Source organism: Enterococcus sp. DIV0703 (genome assembly GCF_051711065.1).
GTDB classification, from domain to species: domain Bacteria; phylum Bacillota; class Bacilli; order Lactobacillales; family Enterococcaceae; genus Enterococcus_B; species Enterococcus_B hirae.
In genome coordinates, this window is record NZ_JBIOLX010000001.1 from 2492479 (window position 1) to 2510836 (window position 18358).

General features: G+C 34.7%; 15 protein-coding genes and 2 pseudogenes. All 17 read right to left on the reverse strand.

What is annotated here, in order from left to right:
* Positions 1–117: 117 nt before the first annotated feature.
* The 17 genes and pseudogenes from scrK to IGK81_RS11460 all read right to left on the reverse strand — a co-directional run bounded on the left by scrK (position 118) and on the right by IGK81_RS11460 (position 18081).
* Complete coding sequence (gene scrK, locus IGK81_RS11380; RefSeq protein ID WP_002312639.1) at positions 118–987, reverse strand: fructokinase ScrK; 870 nt, start codon at positions 985–987, stop codon at positions 118–120.
* Between the two features lie 19 nt (positions 988–1006).
* Entirely contained in the window at positions 1007–2128 is a 1122-nt protein-coding gene (locus tag IGK81_RS11385; RefSeq protein ID WP_002317128.1) for a glycoside hydrolase family 172 protein, read from the reverse strand.
* 1 nt (position 2129) lies between these two features.
* The gene (locus IGK81_RS11390) at positions 2130–2525 is read right to left on the reverse strand and encodes a PTS sugar transporter subunit IIA (protein ID WP_002312636.1); all 396 of its coding nucleotides are present in this window, start codon (positions 2523–2525) and stop codon (positions 2130–2132) included.
* An 18-nt stretch (positions 2526–2543) separates the two neighbouring features.
* Positions 2544–3341: a PTS system mannose/fructose/sorbose family transporter subunit IID gene (locus tag IGK81_RS11395; protein ID WP_002312634.1), complete on the reverse strand. Its 798-nt coding sequence runs from the start codon at positions 3339–3341 to the stop codon at positions 2544–2546.
* Between the two features lies 1 nt (position 3342).
* A complete protein-coding gene (locus tag IGK81_RS11400) occupies positions 3343–4131 on the reverse strand; it encodes a PTS mannose/fructose/sorbose/N-acetylgalactosamine transporter subunit IIC (protein ID WP_002312633.1) in 789 nt (262 codons plus the stop codon).
* Positions 4132–4144: 13 nt separating this feature from the next.
* Entirely contained in the window at positions 4145–4621 is a 477-nt protein-coding gene (locus IGK81_RS11405) for a PTS sugar transporter subunit IIB (RefSeq protein ID WP_002312631.1), read from the reverse strand.
* Between the two features lie 71 nt (positions 4622–4692).
* The gene (locus IGK81_RS11410) at positions 4693–7350 is read right to left on the reverse strand and encodes a sigma 54-interacting transcriptional regulator (protein ID WP_002323457.1); all 2658 of its coding nucleotides are present in this window, start codon (positions 7348–7350) and stop codon (positions 4693–4695) included.
* 42 nt (positions 7351–7392) lie between these two features.
* Positions 7393–7773: pseudogene (locus IGK81_RS11415) on the reverse strand (type I restriction-modification system subunit M N-terminal domain-containing protein); the annotation flags it as partial.
* A 177-nt stretch (positions 7774–7950) separates the two neighbouring features.
* Positions 7951–8280, reverse strand: a pseudogene (locus IGK81_RS11420) (recombinase family protein); the annotation flags it as partial.
* Positions 8281–8386: 106 nt separating this feature from the next.
* On the reverse strand, positions 8387–8908 hold the full coding sequence (locus tag IGK81_RS11425; protein WP_226831251.1) for a hypothetical protein: 522 nt from the start codon (positions 8906–8908) through the stop codon (positions 8387–8389).
* 343 nt (positions 8909–9251) lie between these two features.
* Positions 9252–10414, reverse strand: a protein-coding gene (locus IGK81_RS11430; RefSeq protein WP_087043335.1) for an IS3 family transposase whose coding sequence is annotated in 2 segments (ribosomal slippage) — positions 9252–10138 and positions 10138–10414 — 1164 coding nt in all. Because the reading frame shifts where the segments join, the coding sequence is not laid out codon by codon here.
* Between the two features lie 68 nt (positions 10415–10482).
* On the reverse strand, positions 10483–10689 hold the full coding sequence (locus IGK81_RS11435; RefSeq protein ID WP_010706118.1) for a hypothetical protein: 207 nt from the start codon (positions 10687–10689) through the stop codon (positions 10483–10485).
* 162 nt (positions 10690–10851) lie between these two features.
* Positions 10852–12486, reverse strand: coding sequence for a recombinase family protein (locus IGK81_RS11440; RefSeq protein WP_002312625.1), 1635 nt, complete (start codon positions 12484–12486; stop codon positions 10852–10854).
* 3 nt (positions 12487–12489) lie between these two features.
* Positions 12490–13863, reverse strand: coding sequence for a recombinase family protein (locus IGK81_RS11445; protein WP_002312624.1), 1374 nt, complete (start codon positions 13861–13863; stop codon positions 12490–12492).
* A 15-nt stretch (positions 13864–13878) separates the two neighbouring features.
* Complete coding sequence (locus IGK81_RS11450) at positions 13879–14118, reverse strand: hypothetical protein (RefSeq protein WP_002312623.1); 240 nt, start codon at positions 14116–14118, stop codon at positions 13879–13881.
* A gap of 181 nt (positions 14119–14299) precedes the next feature.
* Positions 14300–16975: a DUF927 domain-containing protein gene (locus tag IGK81_RS11455; RefSeq protein WP_002323671.1), complete on the reverse strand. Its 2676-nt coding sequence runs from the start codon at positions 16973–16975 to the stop codon at positions 14300–14302.
* Positions 16976–17157: 182 nt separating this feature from the next.
* Positions 17158–18081 carry a hypothetical protein gene (locus IGK81_RS11460; protein ID WP_002312619.1) on the reverse strand — a complete coding sequence of 308 codons (924 nt, stop codon included), beginning with the start codon at positions 18079–18081 and terminating at the stop codon, positions 17158–17160.
* Positions 18082–18358: the final 277 nt, after the last annotated feature.

An 18358-nucleotide genomic window follows, 5' to 3' on the forward strand; every position in this document is an offset into this window, starting at 1 on the left:
CTCACTTATGATAAGGCGCTGGGTATCATGAGTGAATGATATTGCTGAATACAAATAGTCCGACCACATTAAGTTGATCGGACTTCATAAGCATTTTATTGACTAATACTTTTTTGCTTAAGAATTGATTCTAACATCTTTTGCTAAAGTTAAGCATCCTATAGTTCCTGCATTATCTGCTAACTTAGGTGTGACAATGTATTCTTCGATATTTGGCGTATCGACATAGCCGTTAATTAGTTCTAAAAAACGTCTTTGTACTTTCTTTTTCAGATGTTCTTGTTGCATGACACCACCACCAAAAATTATAATATCTGGTGAAAGCATCAGGGTCGTATTACAGGCACATTGTGCAATATAATCCGCCTCGATTTCCCAGAACGGATCTTCTATAGAAAGATCTTGTCCCTTGGTTCCCGTACGCATCTCGATAGCGGGTCCAGATGCCAACCCTTCGAGACAATCATGATGAAAAGGACAAGTACCAGAGAAAGTATCTCCTGAATGTCTCTTAACTAACGTATGCCCCATTTCTGGATGGCTAAACCCTTCAACAAAAATCCCATCTTGTATAGCTCCTCCACCAATTCCAGTTCCAACAGTGTAATAAACAACACTGGATAAACCTTTTCCATGACCTGAAACATACTCCCCGTAACAAGCAGCATTCACATCGGTTGTCCAGGCAATTGGAATTTCGAAATGCTTATTCAACGTTCCAACAAAATCAAAATTTTTCCAGGCAGTTTTTGGAGTAGAGGTGATATGTCCATAGGTCTTTGATTCACGATGGATATCAATCGGTCCAAATGACCCTACTCCAATGCTTTCTAATTGTTCTTTATAGTGATTAAAGAAATCAATTACCAAACTCATTGTTTCATTCGGTGTAGTTGTAGGAAAACTCACTCTTTCTAAAACCTTTAAATCATCATTGCCAATGGCACAAACAAATTTAGTCCCACCTGCTTCTATTGAGCCATACATTTCTTACTCCACCGTCCTTTTATCTAGGAATTCGTTCTTCCCTGTCTAATAGTTTTTCGAAAAACTCATGTGGTTCCTTTTGGTACCAATAGGCAACAGAAGAAATATCGTCTTGACGCTCATAAAGCTTGATGTCATCATTTCCTAGGGTTTGGAAAGTAACACGTAAATTTTCTTTGAAACTAATGGGGTCGGGTAAATGCCAGCGGTACAACCCATGCATCGGTAAAGCATCATCGCCAAAACCATGAACTGGATTTGGATTAGGTTTTCCAGCACTAAAATAATCCCGGGTGTGATCTCTTTTAGATTGAAAAGGATAGCCCATAAATAGCGTATTAAAATTTTGAGCATATGCCCTTTCTCCAAAGTTCTTTTTATGGAAAGCCCAAGCGCCGCCAAAATAATCTTCTGCTCCTGTAGATGTTATTGTAGGGAAATCTTCATCTCCATCTATATAAAACTTAAATTCTCCTTCCCCCCACCAGTATCTTTCCAATGCGCACAAAGCAAAGTAGGTTCCTACATAATACCCAGTGCCTTTGATTCCATCAATAAGGGTGTAATCTTTTCCTTTTGTCGTGATGGGTTCACGGTTCCATTTAGCATGAAAATACATCGCATCATCCGGTACTTCAGTCAATGCATAATTAAATGTATAAAAAATGTGCTTAATAAACTCAGGATGTTCATTCGTTAAAGTAATCTTAGCTTTTTTTCGAAATGGCATCTCAAAATAGCAATTCATCCCTGATGTTGGATTCACTACGATTGGTAAGGAATTCACTTCGCATCTTGTCCCAAACCCATTACAAAAAAAATCTCCTAATGGACTTTCTACAGAAGGAGTGGATTCATCATCCCAATAAATACGCAAAATTAAATCACGTAAGACGAAACTCCCAGCGATTGTTTTGTCTGTCACTGTCATCCAAAAATGACGTAAAATTCCAGGGCCTTCCATTTCTGCTAAAGTAATTGTCTCTCCAGCATTTATCGGAACAGAAGGTGACCCTTTTCTCCCAATTCCTAGATGACTCGCTGTCATTGCCGCTTTCCCTTTTTCACCATTTTTATTTTCTGGTGAAATAGTTCTACTTTCCTCTCCCTTGTGGAGCCATATATTATTTAAACAATTCATTTTATTCGTCCTCTATCCTTTCTTCACTTTTTTGATTATTCATATAGATGATTTGTTGTTGTGCCTCCGCAATAATTGCTCCAATATCTAAATTATCATTTCCTAACTGCAAAGCGATTGACATTGCCAAGGGAAGATTCATTCCTGCAATTACGTGCACTCTGTCAGAAATATAGGTAAAAAACTTTTGATTTACACTTCCTCCAGCCATGTCAGTTAAAACAATTATTTCGTCTGTAGTATCCACTAACTCTTTAATTTGTTCATCTATATCATCAATTTCTTCGACATATGCACATAAGCTACTAATTTGATTATGCATACCTGTTAAAAACTCTAGTGTCTCTTTAAAACCCTCAGCTAGTATTGAATGGCTAGCAATGATCAATCTTCTCATAATTCAAATCCTTTTCCTTTACGCTAATATTCCAAATGCAGCCATAACCATCGCAAAAACAATAACGAGTAGAATCAAAATGGTCATACTGATTTTTTTCTTACTGAGTAGATAATATGCTGCAGCAGTAATAATTACTGGAATTAATGTTGGTAAAATTTTGTCCAACATTGGTTGGATTTTCATACTAACTTCACCAAAAGTGAATTTAAGTGGCGTTGAAACACTGATAACTGAAGCAATTAATGATCCAACTACTGTTAGCCCCAATACTGAAGCAGCTTCAGTTAAATAATTAATCTTTTCACCGTATTCAGTAACAATCTTCATTCCCTGCTTATAACCAAATTCAAAGCCTCTCATTCGGAAAAAGAAGATTACCATGATTAAAATGAACCATAAAAAGATTCCTACAGGATTATTTTCTAAAGCCATATAAGCCGCAATTGATCCCATGATGGTTGGGATCATCGTCATCAAAAGAGAGTCCCCAATACCAGCAATTGGACCCATCGTACCAACTTTAAAGTCATTAATCGCATCTTTTGCTTCTAATCCTTGCTTTTCCTCCATTGCAACACAAGCACCTAAAATAATGGCTGCCAGCCAAGGCTGTGTATTGTAATACTGAAAGTGATTATTTAAAGCTTCGATGTATTCATCATCATCTTTGTATAATTTTCTTAAAATAGGTGACAATGCGTAAGTCACAGATGCACCTTGCTGTGTTTGATAATTAAAGGTACAAACTGACATCAACCAACGATAGTTCGCTTTCCTAAGATCCTTTTTCGTTACTTGATATTTTTCGCTCATTTTATTCATCCTCCCCAATAAACCCAACATCAGAAGCTCCCGCAGAAGCAGTGATTTGTGCATCTTTTTCAGCTCTATGATACACATTAAATGCTAAAGCGAATCCTATGATCGCCGCTCCAATAATAGGTACCTTCAAAAAAGCGGCTAAGAAAAATCCAACAAGTAAATAACTAATGTATCGACCTGTAGGCATAAAGCGTAACAACATCGCAATACCAACAGCAGGCAACATTTTTCCGGCTAATGTTAGCCCATCCATAAACCAATTAGGTAAAACATCCAAAACGTAATTAACAGCAGACTGTCCTAAAGTAACGGCAATAAATACTGGAATTGCTGCAGATAAACCAAAGAAAATTGGCCCCAACCACAAAACACTATTCATTTTCTTAAATTCTCGTTTATTCGCATATTCCTGTGATTTGCGAACAACAAAACCATTTAAGATTTTGACAATTACATCTAGTTGCACCCCTAACATACCTACAGGTAGTCCTATTGCTAATCCGGCTTCTACTCCAAGCTGGCTACCAAATGCCGTTGCAATAATTGCGCACGTTCCATAGTCCGGTACAGATGAGCCACCAAAACCGGCAACTCCTAATGACATCAATTGAACTGTACCGCCAACTATCAAACCTGTTTTTATATCACCCATCAAAATTCCTGTGAATAATCCCCAAAAAACTGCGTAATTTACAAAGATCATCGGAATCCCATAATAATCAACATGTTTAATAAATGCTAATATAGTCAGCATAATAATTTGAAAAATAGTAAAATGCATTATCCTTACTCCTTTATCCTAATTTTGATTGAATTTCCTGTGCCTTATCCGCCGGAACAAATTGTGTAACAATTTCTACACCAGAATCCAACAATTTTTTATACGTGCTGATATTTTCATCTGATGCATAGGCTCTAGAAGATAGCTGTAATGCATTATCTTTAACAACAGTACCGCCAACAATTAGTCGGTCAATTCTAATACCGTTATCTACTAAATGAAGGATTGTTTCCGGCTCTTTCACGATGACAAATACTTTTTCCTGATCGTATTTCCCCTTTTTAAAATTCGCAATCGCTGTTTCTTCAGTGATAATTGATACAGCCATTCCAGCAGGTCTAGCTAAACGCATACTTGATTTTTGGATGTCGTTATTTGCGACAGAATCATCGATCACCATCACTCTGTTTGCTTTAGACATTGGTGCCCATTGCGTGACAATAATCCCATGCAATAAACGGTTATCAACTCTCGACATAACAATACTCATAAATACTTCCTCCTTTATCTTTCATTTTCTTACAAGCAATTACCATGCCAAAACAAAAAGAACTTGATAAATCAAGCTCTTTTTACATAATCATAAACGTATTTAACCTCATGAATCGGGATGTCGACACTATAATAATGTTCAACGACACTGAAAGATTGCTTAAAATGTGTCTGAAATTTTTGAAATTCCTCACTCGTTTCATTGAAATAAATTTCATCTTCCAAAGTATTTTGTTTTACTAATCGTTCAATTAAGCAACTAATGTGAACATATAATCCGAAACACGTATTATTATCAAATGAAATTCCTAGATCATTTTGTAAGATGTATATAGCATCTGAAACCCGTTCTAATAATTTAGTCGGATTTAATATGGTCAATTGCTCCATTAAATTCGTTAGACTAAAATTCTTCAGAATATTATTGTTCAAAACTTTCAGTTCATTATCATTAAAGTGTCTATTCAATTGATTGGAGAATTTACTTATATTCATTCCTAAAATCATATCTTCAATTGAAAAGAATTCTACATCTTCTAGATGTGGATTTAGTGTTCCAACAATAAAAAGAATATTGTTCTCTTTACGAAGCTCCGATAAATAGTTTTCATTCACTAAAGAGTAATAGTCACACGTTTCTATGACAAGATCAGTATCCCTTGGAAAGCTATCTTCAAGTATCTTTTTTAATTTAAACGAAGTTCCTAATCCGCTTGCACAAGAACAGACAATCATATCCTTCTTAATATTTGATGATTCATAAATATAATCCACATTTTGATTTTCTTTTACTTGTTCAAGAATCTGTTTAAGCGGTAAATCTAATAATATCTGATTTGCAACATCAATAGCCATTCTTGTTGAAACATTGTTTAGTAGTCCGAATTTTTTTTGAGCGTCTAGTTCCAAATTTAGATAAATTTTCTCCAGTGAACCCATATCAACAAGTAAAATAATTTCTTCATATCCGGTACACTCTTGTAAGTATCTATTAATTTTGTCTGCAATCTCACTACTTGAAGTCATTAGTGGCATATCAATGGCGTCGTATATATATCTCTCAACGATCCTATTAGCAGTACTTGCTATACAGGTTGCCGTTAGATCTCCATGAGCCAAAATCAGTGCTAAACGTTTTTGCTGAAATTCTTTACTACACATTAACTTAAATAAAATAACCAAAACATTTTTTTGAATTTTTGTTAAATAAATATCCCCTATTTGAATAAAACGATTGACTAATTGAACTTCTCGACTACACCAACTATTAATATCATTGATGAAGGAATATAATTTATCGTCCGATGTTAATTGGATTTGATAAATCCAAGAATTCAAAAAGATAGACGTTATTTGAAGATAATAATAGTCAAATTCTATTTGAAAATCTCTCTCTATTTCCTTAACATACTGTCTAAATCGAATCTCTTGATAGGTGGGATATGTTAAAGCTGAATTATTTTGGATATCAACATTCTTTTGTCTAAAATATCTATCATATTTCTCAAAAAGCTGCTGCTTATCAGTGTCTTTCTTCCACGTTTGATAAAGATACTCTATAAGTTCGTTGATATTAAAAACTTCGTCTACTTTTTCCAAATCATCCATTTGAATATATTTTAATTCATTCTGTCTTTTCATAACCTTCATGCCGTTGAAATTCACCCATTGTGGTAAATGATACATCTGAATATAAAGTTCTTCCAAATCATCTAAGAAATAAAAGGCATTGGCACAGGTCAATTGAATGATATTTTTCAAATTGCCAACATTTTCACTAAAGCGATAGTTTAATAAAAAATCTAATAATTGTTGAGATATCAGTATTTTCTTTGCTAGTCTTTCTTCTTCTGATTTAAAAAATATCTTGATTAACTGTTTTCTTTCATAAAGAGAACGACTGTCTAATGTTGGAAGTGTTAGCTTTACAGGTATTCTTCTCAACAAAGTTGATAATAGTTTATCCTCAGGTGGTTCTGATGTTGCAAATATAATCCAGCAACTTGATGTGTACCAGTTTTCATTATCACCCATCCGATGAAATTTCCTCGTATCCATAAACTGAAAAAGTTTCTCCTGACATTCATTGCTCAATGCATGAATTTCATCTAAAAATAAGACTCCATTATTAGCTAATTCTGCTAAACCCTTTCTTCCATCTTCGGCTCCTGTATATGCACCTTTTACATGCCCAAAAAAATTGGACAAGAAAAGTTCTGGATTATTGGCATATTCACTACAATTAACTGAAATGAAAGATGCCTTCTCTTCTATATAATTATTGGCCAACAAATCCTTATACACATAATTTGCTAAATAGCTTTTTCCAGTTCCAGTCTCGCCATGAAGTAAAATGGGTAAGCCATTTGGCGGATAGTAGATTGCTGCTTTAATTTGAGCAATTACATTTCGCAGACTTCCTTGACTTCCGATAACCCTTTCTATTCCAACCCTAAAAGAGCTATCATACCATTTTTCCGCTTCCTCTGAAGAGCTAAAAATTTGTTGATTTGGAACTTTCTCCGGTAAAGAAAAGAAGATTACTGGACGAGTATTGATTTTTCCAAATTCTCCATCTTTTACGAATTCATTCAAATATTGAGAGACAATATTACGACTAACATTTAATTTTTCAGATATTTTCTGTGCTGTATTGTTCCCCCATTTATTTTTAATCTCAGAGTTCTCTATGACATAATTGACAATGCGTTCTTTTAATTCTTCCATCACAGCACCTCCTCGACACTATTCGAATTTTGCCGACAGTATTTTTCCATAAATATGACTTGCTAAAAAGGCTTTGTTTAGATCATTCAATTGGAACGTTGCTTGTTTTGCTTGATCCGCTAAGACGTTGAAAAGATACTCTGGCGAAATCGCATACCCCAAAATATCAACGATTGTTGCAATCAGATCTTCTTTTGATTCTTCATCTGAAAGTAATTCACGATACAACATCGTTTGTTTGCTTACTGTGTCATATTCCTCTAAGGATTCATCTGCTAAAAGAACCACTTGTTCCAACAAACGGTCGGATAAATATTTATAGAAAATCAGCCCCAATAAATAATTTTTATATTCTGACGCATCCATTTTACTACGGAGATTATCTGCCGCACTAAATAACTTCTGATTTAATTCTGCACCCAAAAAGATACACTCCTATCTCTTATTTAAAGTTGCTATATACCCTCTTATTTTAGCATACTCAGTTTTAGAAAAAGCAAAAAAATAAAGAAACTTATTCTTGATAACAAGCTACGTGACGTATATCCCTAACACAAAAATAGCCATATCCTTTGGTTTGGATACGGCTATTTGATATTACTCATTCAATTATCAAATCACAGTAGGTGTGAATCTCATCGGGATCGGCAATATCTACTTCTGATTAGGATCAAAGGTGATTTTCTCAATAAAGGTGTGATACAAAGCTTTAACTTGCTTCTTCTCACTCTGGATAAGAAAGCAATCCAAACTAGTCAATATCTGTTGGACATCTTTGACTTGAATCGGTTCCCCTTGTTGTTGAAAGATCCCTAAGATTTCATTCTCTCGAATTTGTAACTGTCTTCGTTTTTCAGTCAATTCATTTAAACGATCTTTTAACATCGGAAACAATTCGGGACTATCTTCCAAAGCAGCTTCCTGTTTTTGCTCTAATAGTTAGATTTTGCGTACCATTTTCTTCTTTTATTTTCCTTCGATTGCTGATTTTAATATAGTCTAAAGGAAATTTATATTTATTGTATTCTTTATAACTTCAAGAGAACTTCGTTTGAGTATTACTGTATTTTTTTAATTCCATAAGAAAATTAGTTATTACCTGCCACCTAATCAGCAAATCTGAACCTGAGTCAATATAATTAATATTATTTTCCATCTCCAACATTGTAAGTACTGTTGGTGTTAATATAGGGACTTTGTACAATTGTATTTTTTTGATTTTATCATCTGCACAAAGGAGATTTTTTAAATCTAATCCTTCTTTTATTTCAAAAGTTGAATTTTTTAAATCTATAAGAGTAAAACCAATTCCTTCATACTGAATTTCTGAAAATCGAATTTTTCTCCCAGTTGATAGATCAAGGGGCAGAAAACCTTTTATTACATTGTGAGTGTCACCATCATTTACAATGTCATTAGGAATTTTGATTTTAGAATTCTGTGGAGCACCTATTGGAAGATAATAATTCATTATAATTTTGTAGTCTTCATGAGGAAATAAAGTACTTTTAGGATTGCTAAGATATTCTCGTACCGAATCTAAGAATGGCTTATCCATTGAATCTTCATCCCCATTTAAACTAAAAAACATTCCTACAATTGCTTTTGCAACTCTAAGTGAATTCATTTTCTTTATTGAATGTGTTAAATCAGACTTACCATTCTTTAAACTTGTATTGTTATAAAGGAAATTTTTATTGTCTTCTGCAAATCTAATATATTCCTCAACATACTCACTACCAAAAAAACTATTACATTTACTACATAACGTATTGGAATGGCAACAGTTTTTTTGACAAATTTTATAAGGTGCAGAACTTCTTTCCGTATGCTATTCCGATTGTCCTTGACAATGAGCCTCCTCGGATGTGACGATCTTCGGCAGGAGCTAACAGTTAAAGTTAGACTGCCTCGCTAGCGTTAGCACATCCGAGCTCATTATCAAGGATTCGCTGCGCCAATTTCTGGTTACGGTAACCAACCGGTGTCTCGTAGCCAAGTGTACCGTGCAACCGAAGGTGGTTCCACCAATTGACATAGTCAAATAACTCCAAATCCAATTGTTGTAAGGTTTCAAATGTGTATTGATAGACAAATTCTACTTTCAACGACTTATAAGTTGATTCAGCTACGGCATTATCAAAAGGACAGCCTTTATGACTCAATGATCGATTGATGTCAAAAGTTGTTAATAATTCATCAATAGCTTGGTTATCAAACTCTTTTCCACGATCAGTATGAAAAATCTCAACCTCTGTCAGAGGTTGTTTGATACGGCTAAATGCTTTTTTTACTAGAACGGCATCTTTATGTTCTCCACAAGAATAGCCGAGAATTTCTCGATTGAACAGATCCAAAATGAAACAGACATAATTCCATTTTTTCCCGACTCGTACATAAGTCAAGTCTGTTACGATCGCTTCTAATGGGTTGTCTCTTAAGAATTTACGATTCAATACGTTTGTCGTTTTGGCTTCATTGCAAGTAGAATGATGTACTTTAAAATAAGCAACAGTATAGCTCGATTTTAATCCTCTATTTTTCATGATTCTACTAATTTTTCGTCGGCTGATCTGAATGCCTCGTTTTGATAAGGCTTTTTTTATTTTTCTTGAGCCGTAGGCCTTTCGGCTGCGGATAAATTCTTCAGCGACTACTTCTTCAAGTTCTGATTCGTCTTTCTTTGGTTTTGATTGATAATAATAGGACTGACGTGATAGACCTAATATTCTGCACATCGCTGATATAGGGTAAAGATGCTTATTCGCATCGATTACTTGTCTCTTCGTCCGAATATCAGCGCTGCTTGCTTTAAAATATCATTTTCCATTTCTAATTGCTGGTTTCTTTTACGTAGTTCTAACAATTCTTTTTGTTCAGGCGTAAGATTATCTTTTTCTTTGAATGAACCACTCGTTTTAGATTGCTTTACCCATTTGTCAAATGCTGAAGCTGTTAGTTCATATTCTCGAATGATTTCTACACGTGGCTTTCCAGCTAAGTAAAGATTGACGATTTGTTGCTTGAATTCTTGTGAAAAAGTTCTTCGTGTTCTCTTAGACATAAAAATTCCTCCTGGTATGTTTTCTTCTAGTCTACACACCTTAATTTTTCTGTCTAGTTAATTGTAGCCTATCCAGTATAATAAACATTTCCTTGAGGTTTCCTTTTAATCCCCTTCGGAAAATCACCTTTTGTAAAATCGCTCTTAAGGAAATCATCTAAATTACCAGTTCTGGTCTTTTTACCTCCAGTATTCCCTGATTTTTTAGGTGGTACATGTTCTTTAGTAAGTTCAGTGTATTTTTCACATAAAATACACTTACCCATCTTTTTCATATCTATCCCCACTCTTTTTAATTCTTATATACAATTATATTTCAAATATTCATTAATAAATATCCCTATTTATGATAAGGACCTCCCTAACTACTTCTCTAACGATTTCAAATCGCTAGAGAAGCGTTAGCGCCCCTCTAACGTTGTTTGATATAACCTAGACTAGATCGTTAACGTAAAGGGTGTTTTTAACACAAAAATAGCCGTATCCTTTGTTTTGGATACGGCTATTTGATATTGCTCATTCAATTGTTGTACCACGGCATGCGTGAATTTCATCGTAATTTCCAACATCTCCTTATGGTTAGGATCAAAGGTTATTTTCTCTATAAAGGTACGATACAAGGCTTTGATTTGCTTCTTCTCACTCTGGGCAAGAAAACGATCCAAACTAGTCAATATCCGTTGGACATCTTTGACTTGAATCGGCTCTCCTTGTTGAAAGATCCCTAAGATTTCATTTTCTCGAATGTGCAACTGTCGTCGTTTTTCAGTCAATTCGTCTAAGCGGTCTTTTAACATCGGAAACAATTCAGGACTATCTTCCAAAGCAGCTTCCCATTTTTCAATTTTAGTCTTCAATTCTTCCTTTCGTTCCAGTAACACCACGAGTTCTTGTTCCAATGGTTGGCTTTGTCGCACTATTTCTTCATTTAACGCTGCCACCAATCGGGGAAGAACTTCTGGTAGCTGAACGATCTCCTTTAATCGGTCGGCGACAAATGTTTCCGCTTGTTCGGCACGAATCGAATTGGCATGACACACACTTGCTCCTTTATTCCGAAAGACTGAACAAGAATAATATCGAATCCGTTTCTTTGTGCCATCCTTTAGGGTATTTGTGACATTACTCGCTGCCATCGGTGCGCCACATTCTGGACAACGTAACAAGCCTGTCAATACATTTTCACCTGTATGGTTCCATTTGGGTTGTTTTCCTTCTAAAGCAAGGCGTTCTTGTACTTTTTGATAATCTTCTTCCGAAATAATCGGTTCATGGGTTCCTTTCACTAAAATCGGTCTCGGATTCTTCCCCTTCCGTCGTTTGGTTTCCCAATTGATGTAGCGCGCATATTCTAAATACCCTGCATAAATTTTATTGCGTAAGATATCTTTGACTGCCGTGGTAGAAAAAGCATTCTTTTTGACTGTTTGATATCCTTGACGATTCAAAAAATTGGCAATCGCTCGATACCCTGCTCCGCCTAAATATTTTGCATAGATCAGACGAACAATTTTCGCCTCTTCTGGTTCAATGACCAATTGTTTTTGACCATTCGTGTCAATACCACTGACATAGCCTAAACGTCGGCCTCCTGCATAACGCTTTTTATCTTTCACTAAGCTTTGCATTGACATTTGAACATTCTCCGCAATTTGGTTGCGTTCAAATTCACCGAAACTCCCAAGGAGTTGTAACATCAATTTACCTGTCGAAGTGGTCACGTCAAATTGTTCCGAGATCGAATGTAATCCTACGTCATATCGCAATAATTCCTCGACTGTTTGTAAGACATCTAACATATTGCGTCCGAGACGGGTCAATTTCCAAATCACTAGTAGATCAAAACGATGGTTCCGAGCATCGTTCATCATTCGTTGATAGGCGAACCGATTTTTTGTGGATTTCCCACTGATTCCTTCATCGGCATAAACTTCTACCACTTCATAGCCCATCCGTTCGGCAAACTGTCGTCCATTTTGTTCTTGTGCTTGAATACTATGTCCTTCTAAAGCTTGTTCTTGTGTACTCACGCGAATATACAATGCGACTCGTTTGGTTTGTATCATTTCCATAGATCATTCGTTCCTTTCTAAAATATTTTGTGTCAGTTGTCGGAAGTAAATCCCACAAACTGTTTTATCCTTTGTTACCTCAATCCGACAAACATAGTCACATAATAATTGTCGACTAGAGAGGTCTTTTAGTTGAAGCCATTCTTTCACTTTTGCTTCACACTGTTGGAGTGAAAGAAACGAAGAAGTAGACATCGGCTTTTGAAGAGCTTGCAGTTGTTGCTTGAGTTCTTCCAGTGAACAATTGCCCTCTTCAAATGCCTTAATCCATTGTGCTTCTTGTTTCTTTTGTTGGATTACTTTGCGTTTTTCATCTTTTCGCTTTTCGGCTAATTGTTGCGTTAATTGGGCAATCAAGGCTTGATAGACGCCTTCGTATTGAAAAAAAGCCTGTATCTTTTCCAATACTTCTGACTCAACCCTTTCTGCCCGAAGAAAAATTCCTTGGCAGCTTCGGTCGGTACAATGATAATAATGAAGCGTCTTCGTCTTCTTTGTATTCCATTGATACTTCGAACTCAGATGACGACCACAGAAGGGACACCGAATTTTTTGACGTAATAAGTACAGATACGTATCTTTTTTAGCTGTACACCTTGATTGGCGAATCTCTTGGGCTTGTAAAAAGGTTGCTTTCGAGAGAATCGGTTCAAAGGTTCCTAGATACTTCCCCAAAGATCCTCCTTTGATTTCGCCATAGTACAATGGATTTTTTAGGATACTATAAATATGATAGGGCTGAAAAGGACGTTCGCGGAAGAAAAGCTTTTGTTGCGTCAATCGTTGACAAAGCTTTTTGTAGCCATATTTTTTGGTCAAATAAAGTTGAAAAATATAGCGAACAATCCTTGCTTCGTGTACTTCTTGTTGGATTTTCCCATTCACTAAACGATACCCATATGGTACCGCAGAAGACAAATATTGCCGTTGTTGCTTTTTATAGGAAAGTCCGGCACGAACATTCTCAATAATGACGTTTCGTTGTTGTTCTGCAAAAGTGAACAATAATTGCACAAATAGTTTATTCGTTGACGCGTGTGAGAAAGAAGCAGGAAGAGGTTCAGAAATCGAATACACTTGAACCTGATGTTGTTGGCACAACTCAATAAATTCTAAGGCTATTTTGGCTTGACGTGCCAATCGATCATAACGCCAAACATAGATCACCCCCTCTTCTTCTGACGCACAAACCCAAGCTCTAAGCTGTCGAAAAGCTGGACGCTCCGCTTTTTCCCCTGATTCTCCTTTGTCTGAAAATCGTTGGGGAATTTGTTCATATTTCTCTAAAACATACTCTTTCACTGCATCATATTGAGCGTCATTACTAATTTTCGCTTCTTCATAAACAGACGTTCGATCATAACAAGCCACACGCATGCTTGATTCCCCTCTCTATGAATGAACTAAATACCATTTTTTCACGACTCTTCTATTGAACGAACGTTGCACAAAGTGATTTTCTAAATATCCTTCGTTCTTCAACGCTTGAAGAGTACCCCCGATAGATCCAGCAGATACCCCTCTTATTTCGAAATCCAAGTAAATTGGTTTTGTAAAAAAGGCTTGATTTGAAAAATGTTCTTGAATATACAGAAGAACCTCTGCTTTTAGTGTCATTTTATTTTTAGTCATTAGAATTTTCCTTTCTTTCATGTTTGATTGAATGAAGTAAATGAAGCATAGATCAAGCTTCATTTACTTCCGTTTGGGTTTGCTCGCTATCATACAGATAAGTAATCAGTTGTTTTGCTAAATCAATAAGAAATATTTCCATAACATGGTGCCTCACTTTCATACTTTGGTTTATTCTAAATTACAATCGAAAATACGATTTGAGTGAAGAAGGTAATAGAATCTCGTATGTTGGAAGAACTTGACGATTCATGTGAATACGTTTCGTTCTTCTCCCTTTTTCTGCACACATATTACCCGAATCAAGCAATTGCCTAAAAAGATAGGTTAGATCCTTTACTTGAAATTCTCGCCTTAACAAGTCCTCAAACGGGATAGGAAAAATATTTACCTTAATATCCCCATTTTTTTGAATTGATACTTTTCCCCAAATCGTACTGGGCGTATGTTTGTTGTCACTGTTTGTTAAAAATTTATGGCTATTCATCACCAACAATGTTTTCACTCGGTCAAATACCGTTTGTTCACTTCCTAAACTAGTATCTACAATTAACTGTTCGTACGAATTAATAAGCACCGTCTGTATATGCTCTAATCGTAAAGGATAGCCCAGTATATCTTGAATTAGGAGGGCTCCACTATAAATCAAAGCTAGATTATTACCAATGCGTTGCTTCAAAGAATGTTCAGGTAAAACAGCCCATAGTTTTTTTTGAGCTTCGACAAAAGTTGCTTCAATTTTTGTAATCCCTTGTTCAAAGAGTTTCAAAAGAAATAACTTTATACCCCAACCAAAAGTATTAGAAGAAAGACTTTTAACTTTCTCTGCGTGATTCGCATCCTTTGTAAACTTGATATCAGAAAATTCGATATATCGAACTTTCAAACCAGTTAATTTCTCATTGAAATAATTTTCCAAACGCTCTTCAGAAGAGGTAAGGGTCAAAACAGAAAAAGTCTCTTGTGGCATAAGCTGACAATTAGAATCTAATCTTAGCCTTTCTTCTCCTGAAGCTAATTGATAGATCAACGAGCTAAAGTTATTTTGAGTTGCTGCTCCTAACTCATCTAGTATTAGTGGAACACCTCCCTGATTGTTTGATGCTAGCTTTATAATGGCTTTATTGGTAGCATTCATATTTCTAAGAACCGTAGTTGGATTTCCAAATAAAGAGGCAATAAAGTGTAACGTAGTGGTTTTACCCGTTGTGCTCTTGCCCTGTAGGTTAATTAGTAAACTCAAAAAAGTATTAGCCTTCGTAACGTTTAAATAGCCTAACACAATAGAAGCAATACCAATCGACCAAGCAAGTTCTAAGTTCGTTCCTAAAACATACTTATGAACCAATGCGTCAAATTCCGCTTCTGTACCATTAGTTGTTAATTGGTAGCATGAGTTTTTAGTTAATACAGAAGGAATTTCACGTCCAAAAGAATCTTGTAACTGAAAAATCATTGCTTCATTTTCTTTTTTCCAGCCAAGAGATTCATGTTCAAAAAAGATTGGAGCATTCTCCCGTTGAATCTGTAAAAAGTCAACGACTTCAGCTTCTCTTCTAGCTTTAATGATTAAGCCATGTTTTGCTAATTGTTTAAAATTATTAGTTTGTAAACATCCACCTTCTATTTCTATTTCATCCCAACAATGATCGACATAATAGGCAAGAACAAGTGTAATGACTTTTTGTTCGATATTTTTGCGTATTTGCTTAATAAACATCGGACAAGCAACTTTTTCTTCTTGACCTTCTTTCACCAAAAATACTCCTTCTTGATTCAGTTTAAACTGGTCAAAATAATATTCTTGATTGGATTCTAATGATTCTACAGAAGGATTTACAGGTTTTGGCAACGGATATTTTTTTACAAAGTCTTGAATATCTTTATTTTTATCCGAAGCATGCAGACAATGAAATCGAATCTTATTATCAGCCGTAACAGACAAACAAGAACCATTAGAATTATTCGTGTGTTTTCTTAATGGACATTCGTCAAATATAAGTAAGGTAACTCCTTTATGATCGCCCTCTTTTATGGTATAAGTTAATTCAGGATAGTGAGCTAACCATTGTTTATAGTCTGCTTGAATAAAAGGTAACACTTCTCTAAAAGATGGATGGCTTTTTACTCTAGAGGTTGACATCATGGAATTTTCTTCAACTATCTGTTCAAGAATTTTAAAACAATTACTTCTATCTATGTTATCGGGAATAGAAAGGAAACTAGATAAACGATGCGGACGCTCTTTTGTGGACTTTCCTTTGACCGCTGGTGTACCAACTAATTTGCATAATCTTGAAGGATTATAAACAGAAGTATCAATATCAACTTCATCTTCTACTCCAAATCTTCGGTGAAGTAATTGAAGAAAATTCTGAATAGTAAGAATCGTCTCGTGATTATTTGGTTGTTCATTTATGGGAAGAAAAATATGGTAGCCATTCCCACTATCAACTTTTACAAATGATTCTATTCTCTTTTCTTTCAAATAACGTTCTACTTGTTCCATAACATTTTCTGCCTTTTTCTTTTCGCTATCTGTTGCACTTCCCTCTTTCCTTTTAGGGTCAATATCAATAAATACAAACCGAATTTTTTCAATATCATTGTCTCTCACAGAATGCTTTTTTTGTGTAATCACCTCTTGTTTAATAGGATTATAAGTTATGTTTACTGTACCTTCAGACAATTTCTGTTTTTCTAAATAGTTAATAATTGCTTGAGAATCTGCAGTAGAAAAAATATGAGAAACGGTTTTCTTGTTTAATGTAGAAAAAGTTCTCAAATTAACATAAGAAATCCCCAGTGTATTTAACAGTTGTAAATGCTTCTGAATTGAAGTGTGATTCATTTTCATTAATTACCACTCACTTTCTAAAAAATTTTTATTTGTATGACTACATTACCTCCAACCTCTCATAATTTCATGATCTTCAGTTCTACAAAAATATATCCCACTCAAAATCTTGACAAAAGAAAAAAGTTGTGATTTTGGAAATCACAACTTTTTTCTTTTACGATAAATCAATCCTTATTAAATTATTTAGGAAAATATTGTTCAATTATTTCTTTATATATTTTCTCATAGTATGTTTCTGTCCATCCTAATGTTCCTATAAAATCAAGTCCTCTACATTTTAAAGGTTCACTTAAACTATTAATATAGTTAATAATGTTGTCTATCCTTTTCTCTTTATCTTCACCTTCAATCTGGGGAGCATATAGTCCAATTTCCTCCCAATAATATGAATCTCTTTCAATTCCCATGATGGTAGCTTTGGCTAATTTCAAATCAAATAACGATTTTAGAATTCTTAGTGTCTCAATAAAGTCTTCTCTCTTCAACTCTTTAATCCATTGTGAATTTTCTGGATTATCTAAAATTTCAAGTTCATCTTCATTATAAGTATATTTCAAATTTGACTTGCTTAACTCATAGATAAATGAAGTTTCTTGACTCATAATTCTTTTAAGTACTTGACTATAAGTTTCGTTTGACTTTGCCCATTTCGCTAATTCTACCACTGTATTCACTAATAAATCGAAATAATGATGTTCTCGTTCAATAGTCTCAGCATTTTGAAAATGAAAATCACCTTTATAAACTCCATTCTTTTCCACTGTTTTATTAATATTTTTTAAAAACCAGAATGAGTTTGCAAATTTAGTCGTACTTTTTCGATTAACTAAGTTAATAACTCTTCCATGTAATAATAAGACAAAAATACATAAATTTTTAGCTTCCTTATTATTAGATACTAATTGATCAATCATAGGGAGCCATTTTTTGATTTTCACTAATTGATTGCTCATAAATCTTTCACTGGACTTTTGTTCAATCTTAAATTGCAAAACTTCTAACTCATAATTCCCATCTTCTGATTTATTTTTGGGAACAACTATCAAACTTTTATAAAGTTTATCCACATCAAAATTTATCTTTTTTGCATAATTTGTAGCCATTAATACATCTCCTTATTCATAATAAATTTCATATGACGCTCCTCTCAAAATTTACCGGTAGACTAGAAAAAAGAATAAAAGATACGTCAATTCACACTTTATTCTTAAAAAAAACTGGTCTCTCTACCGGTAATATCGATTGAGTCCGCCTTTATCGACTTTATCCTTTTTTTATATTAAATTTTTTCACCGGTAGACAGGGAGAGAAAGAATAAACTAAAAAGCCCTTAATTCTTAATGTTTTCACCTCCTTACCGTTCCTACCGCTAAAATTTAA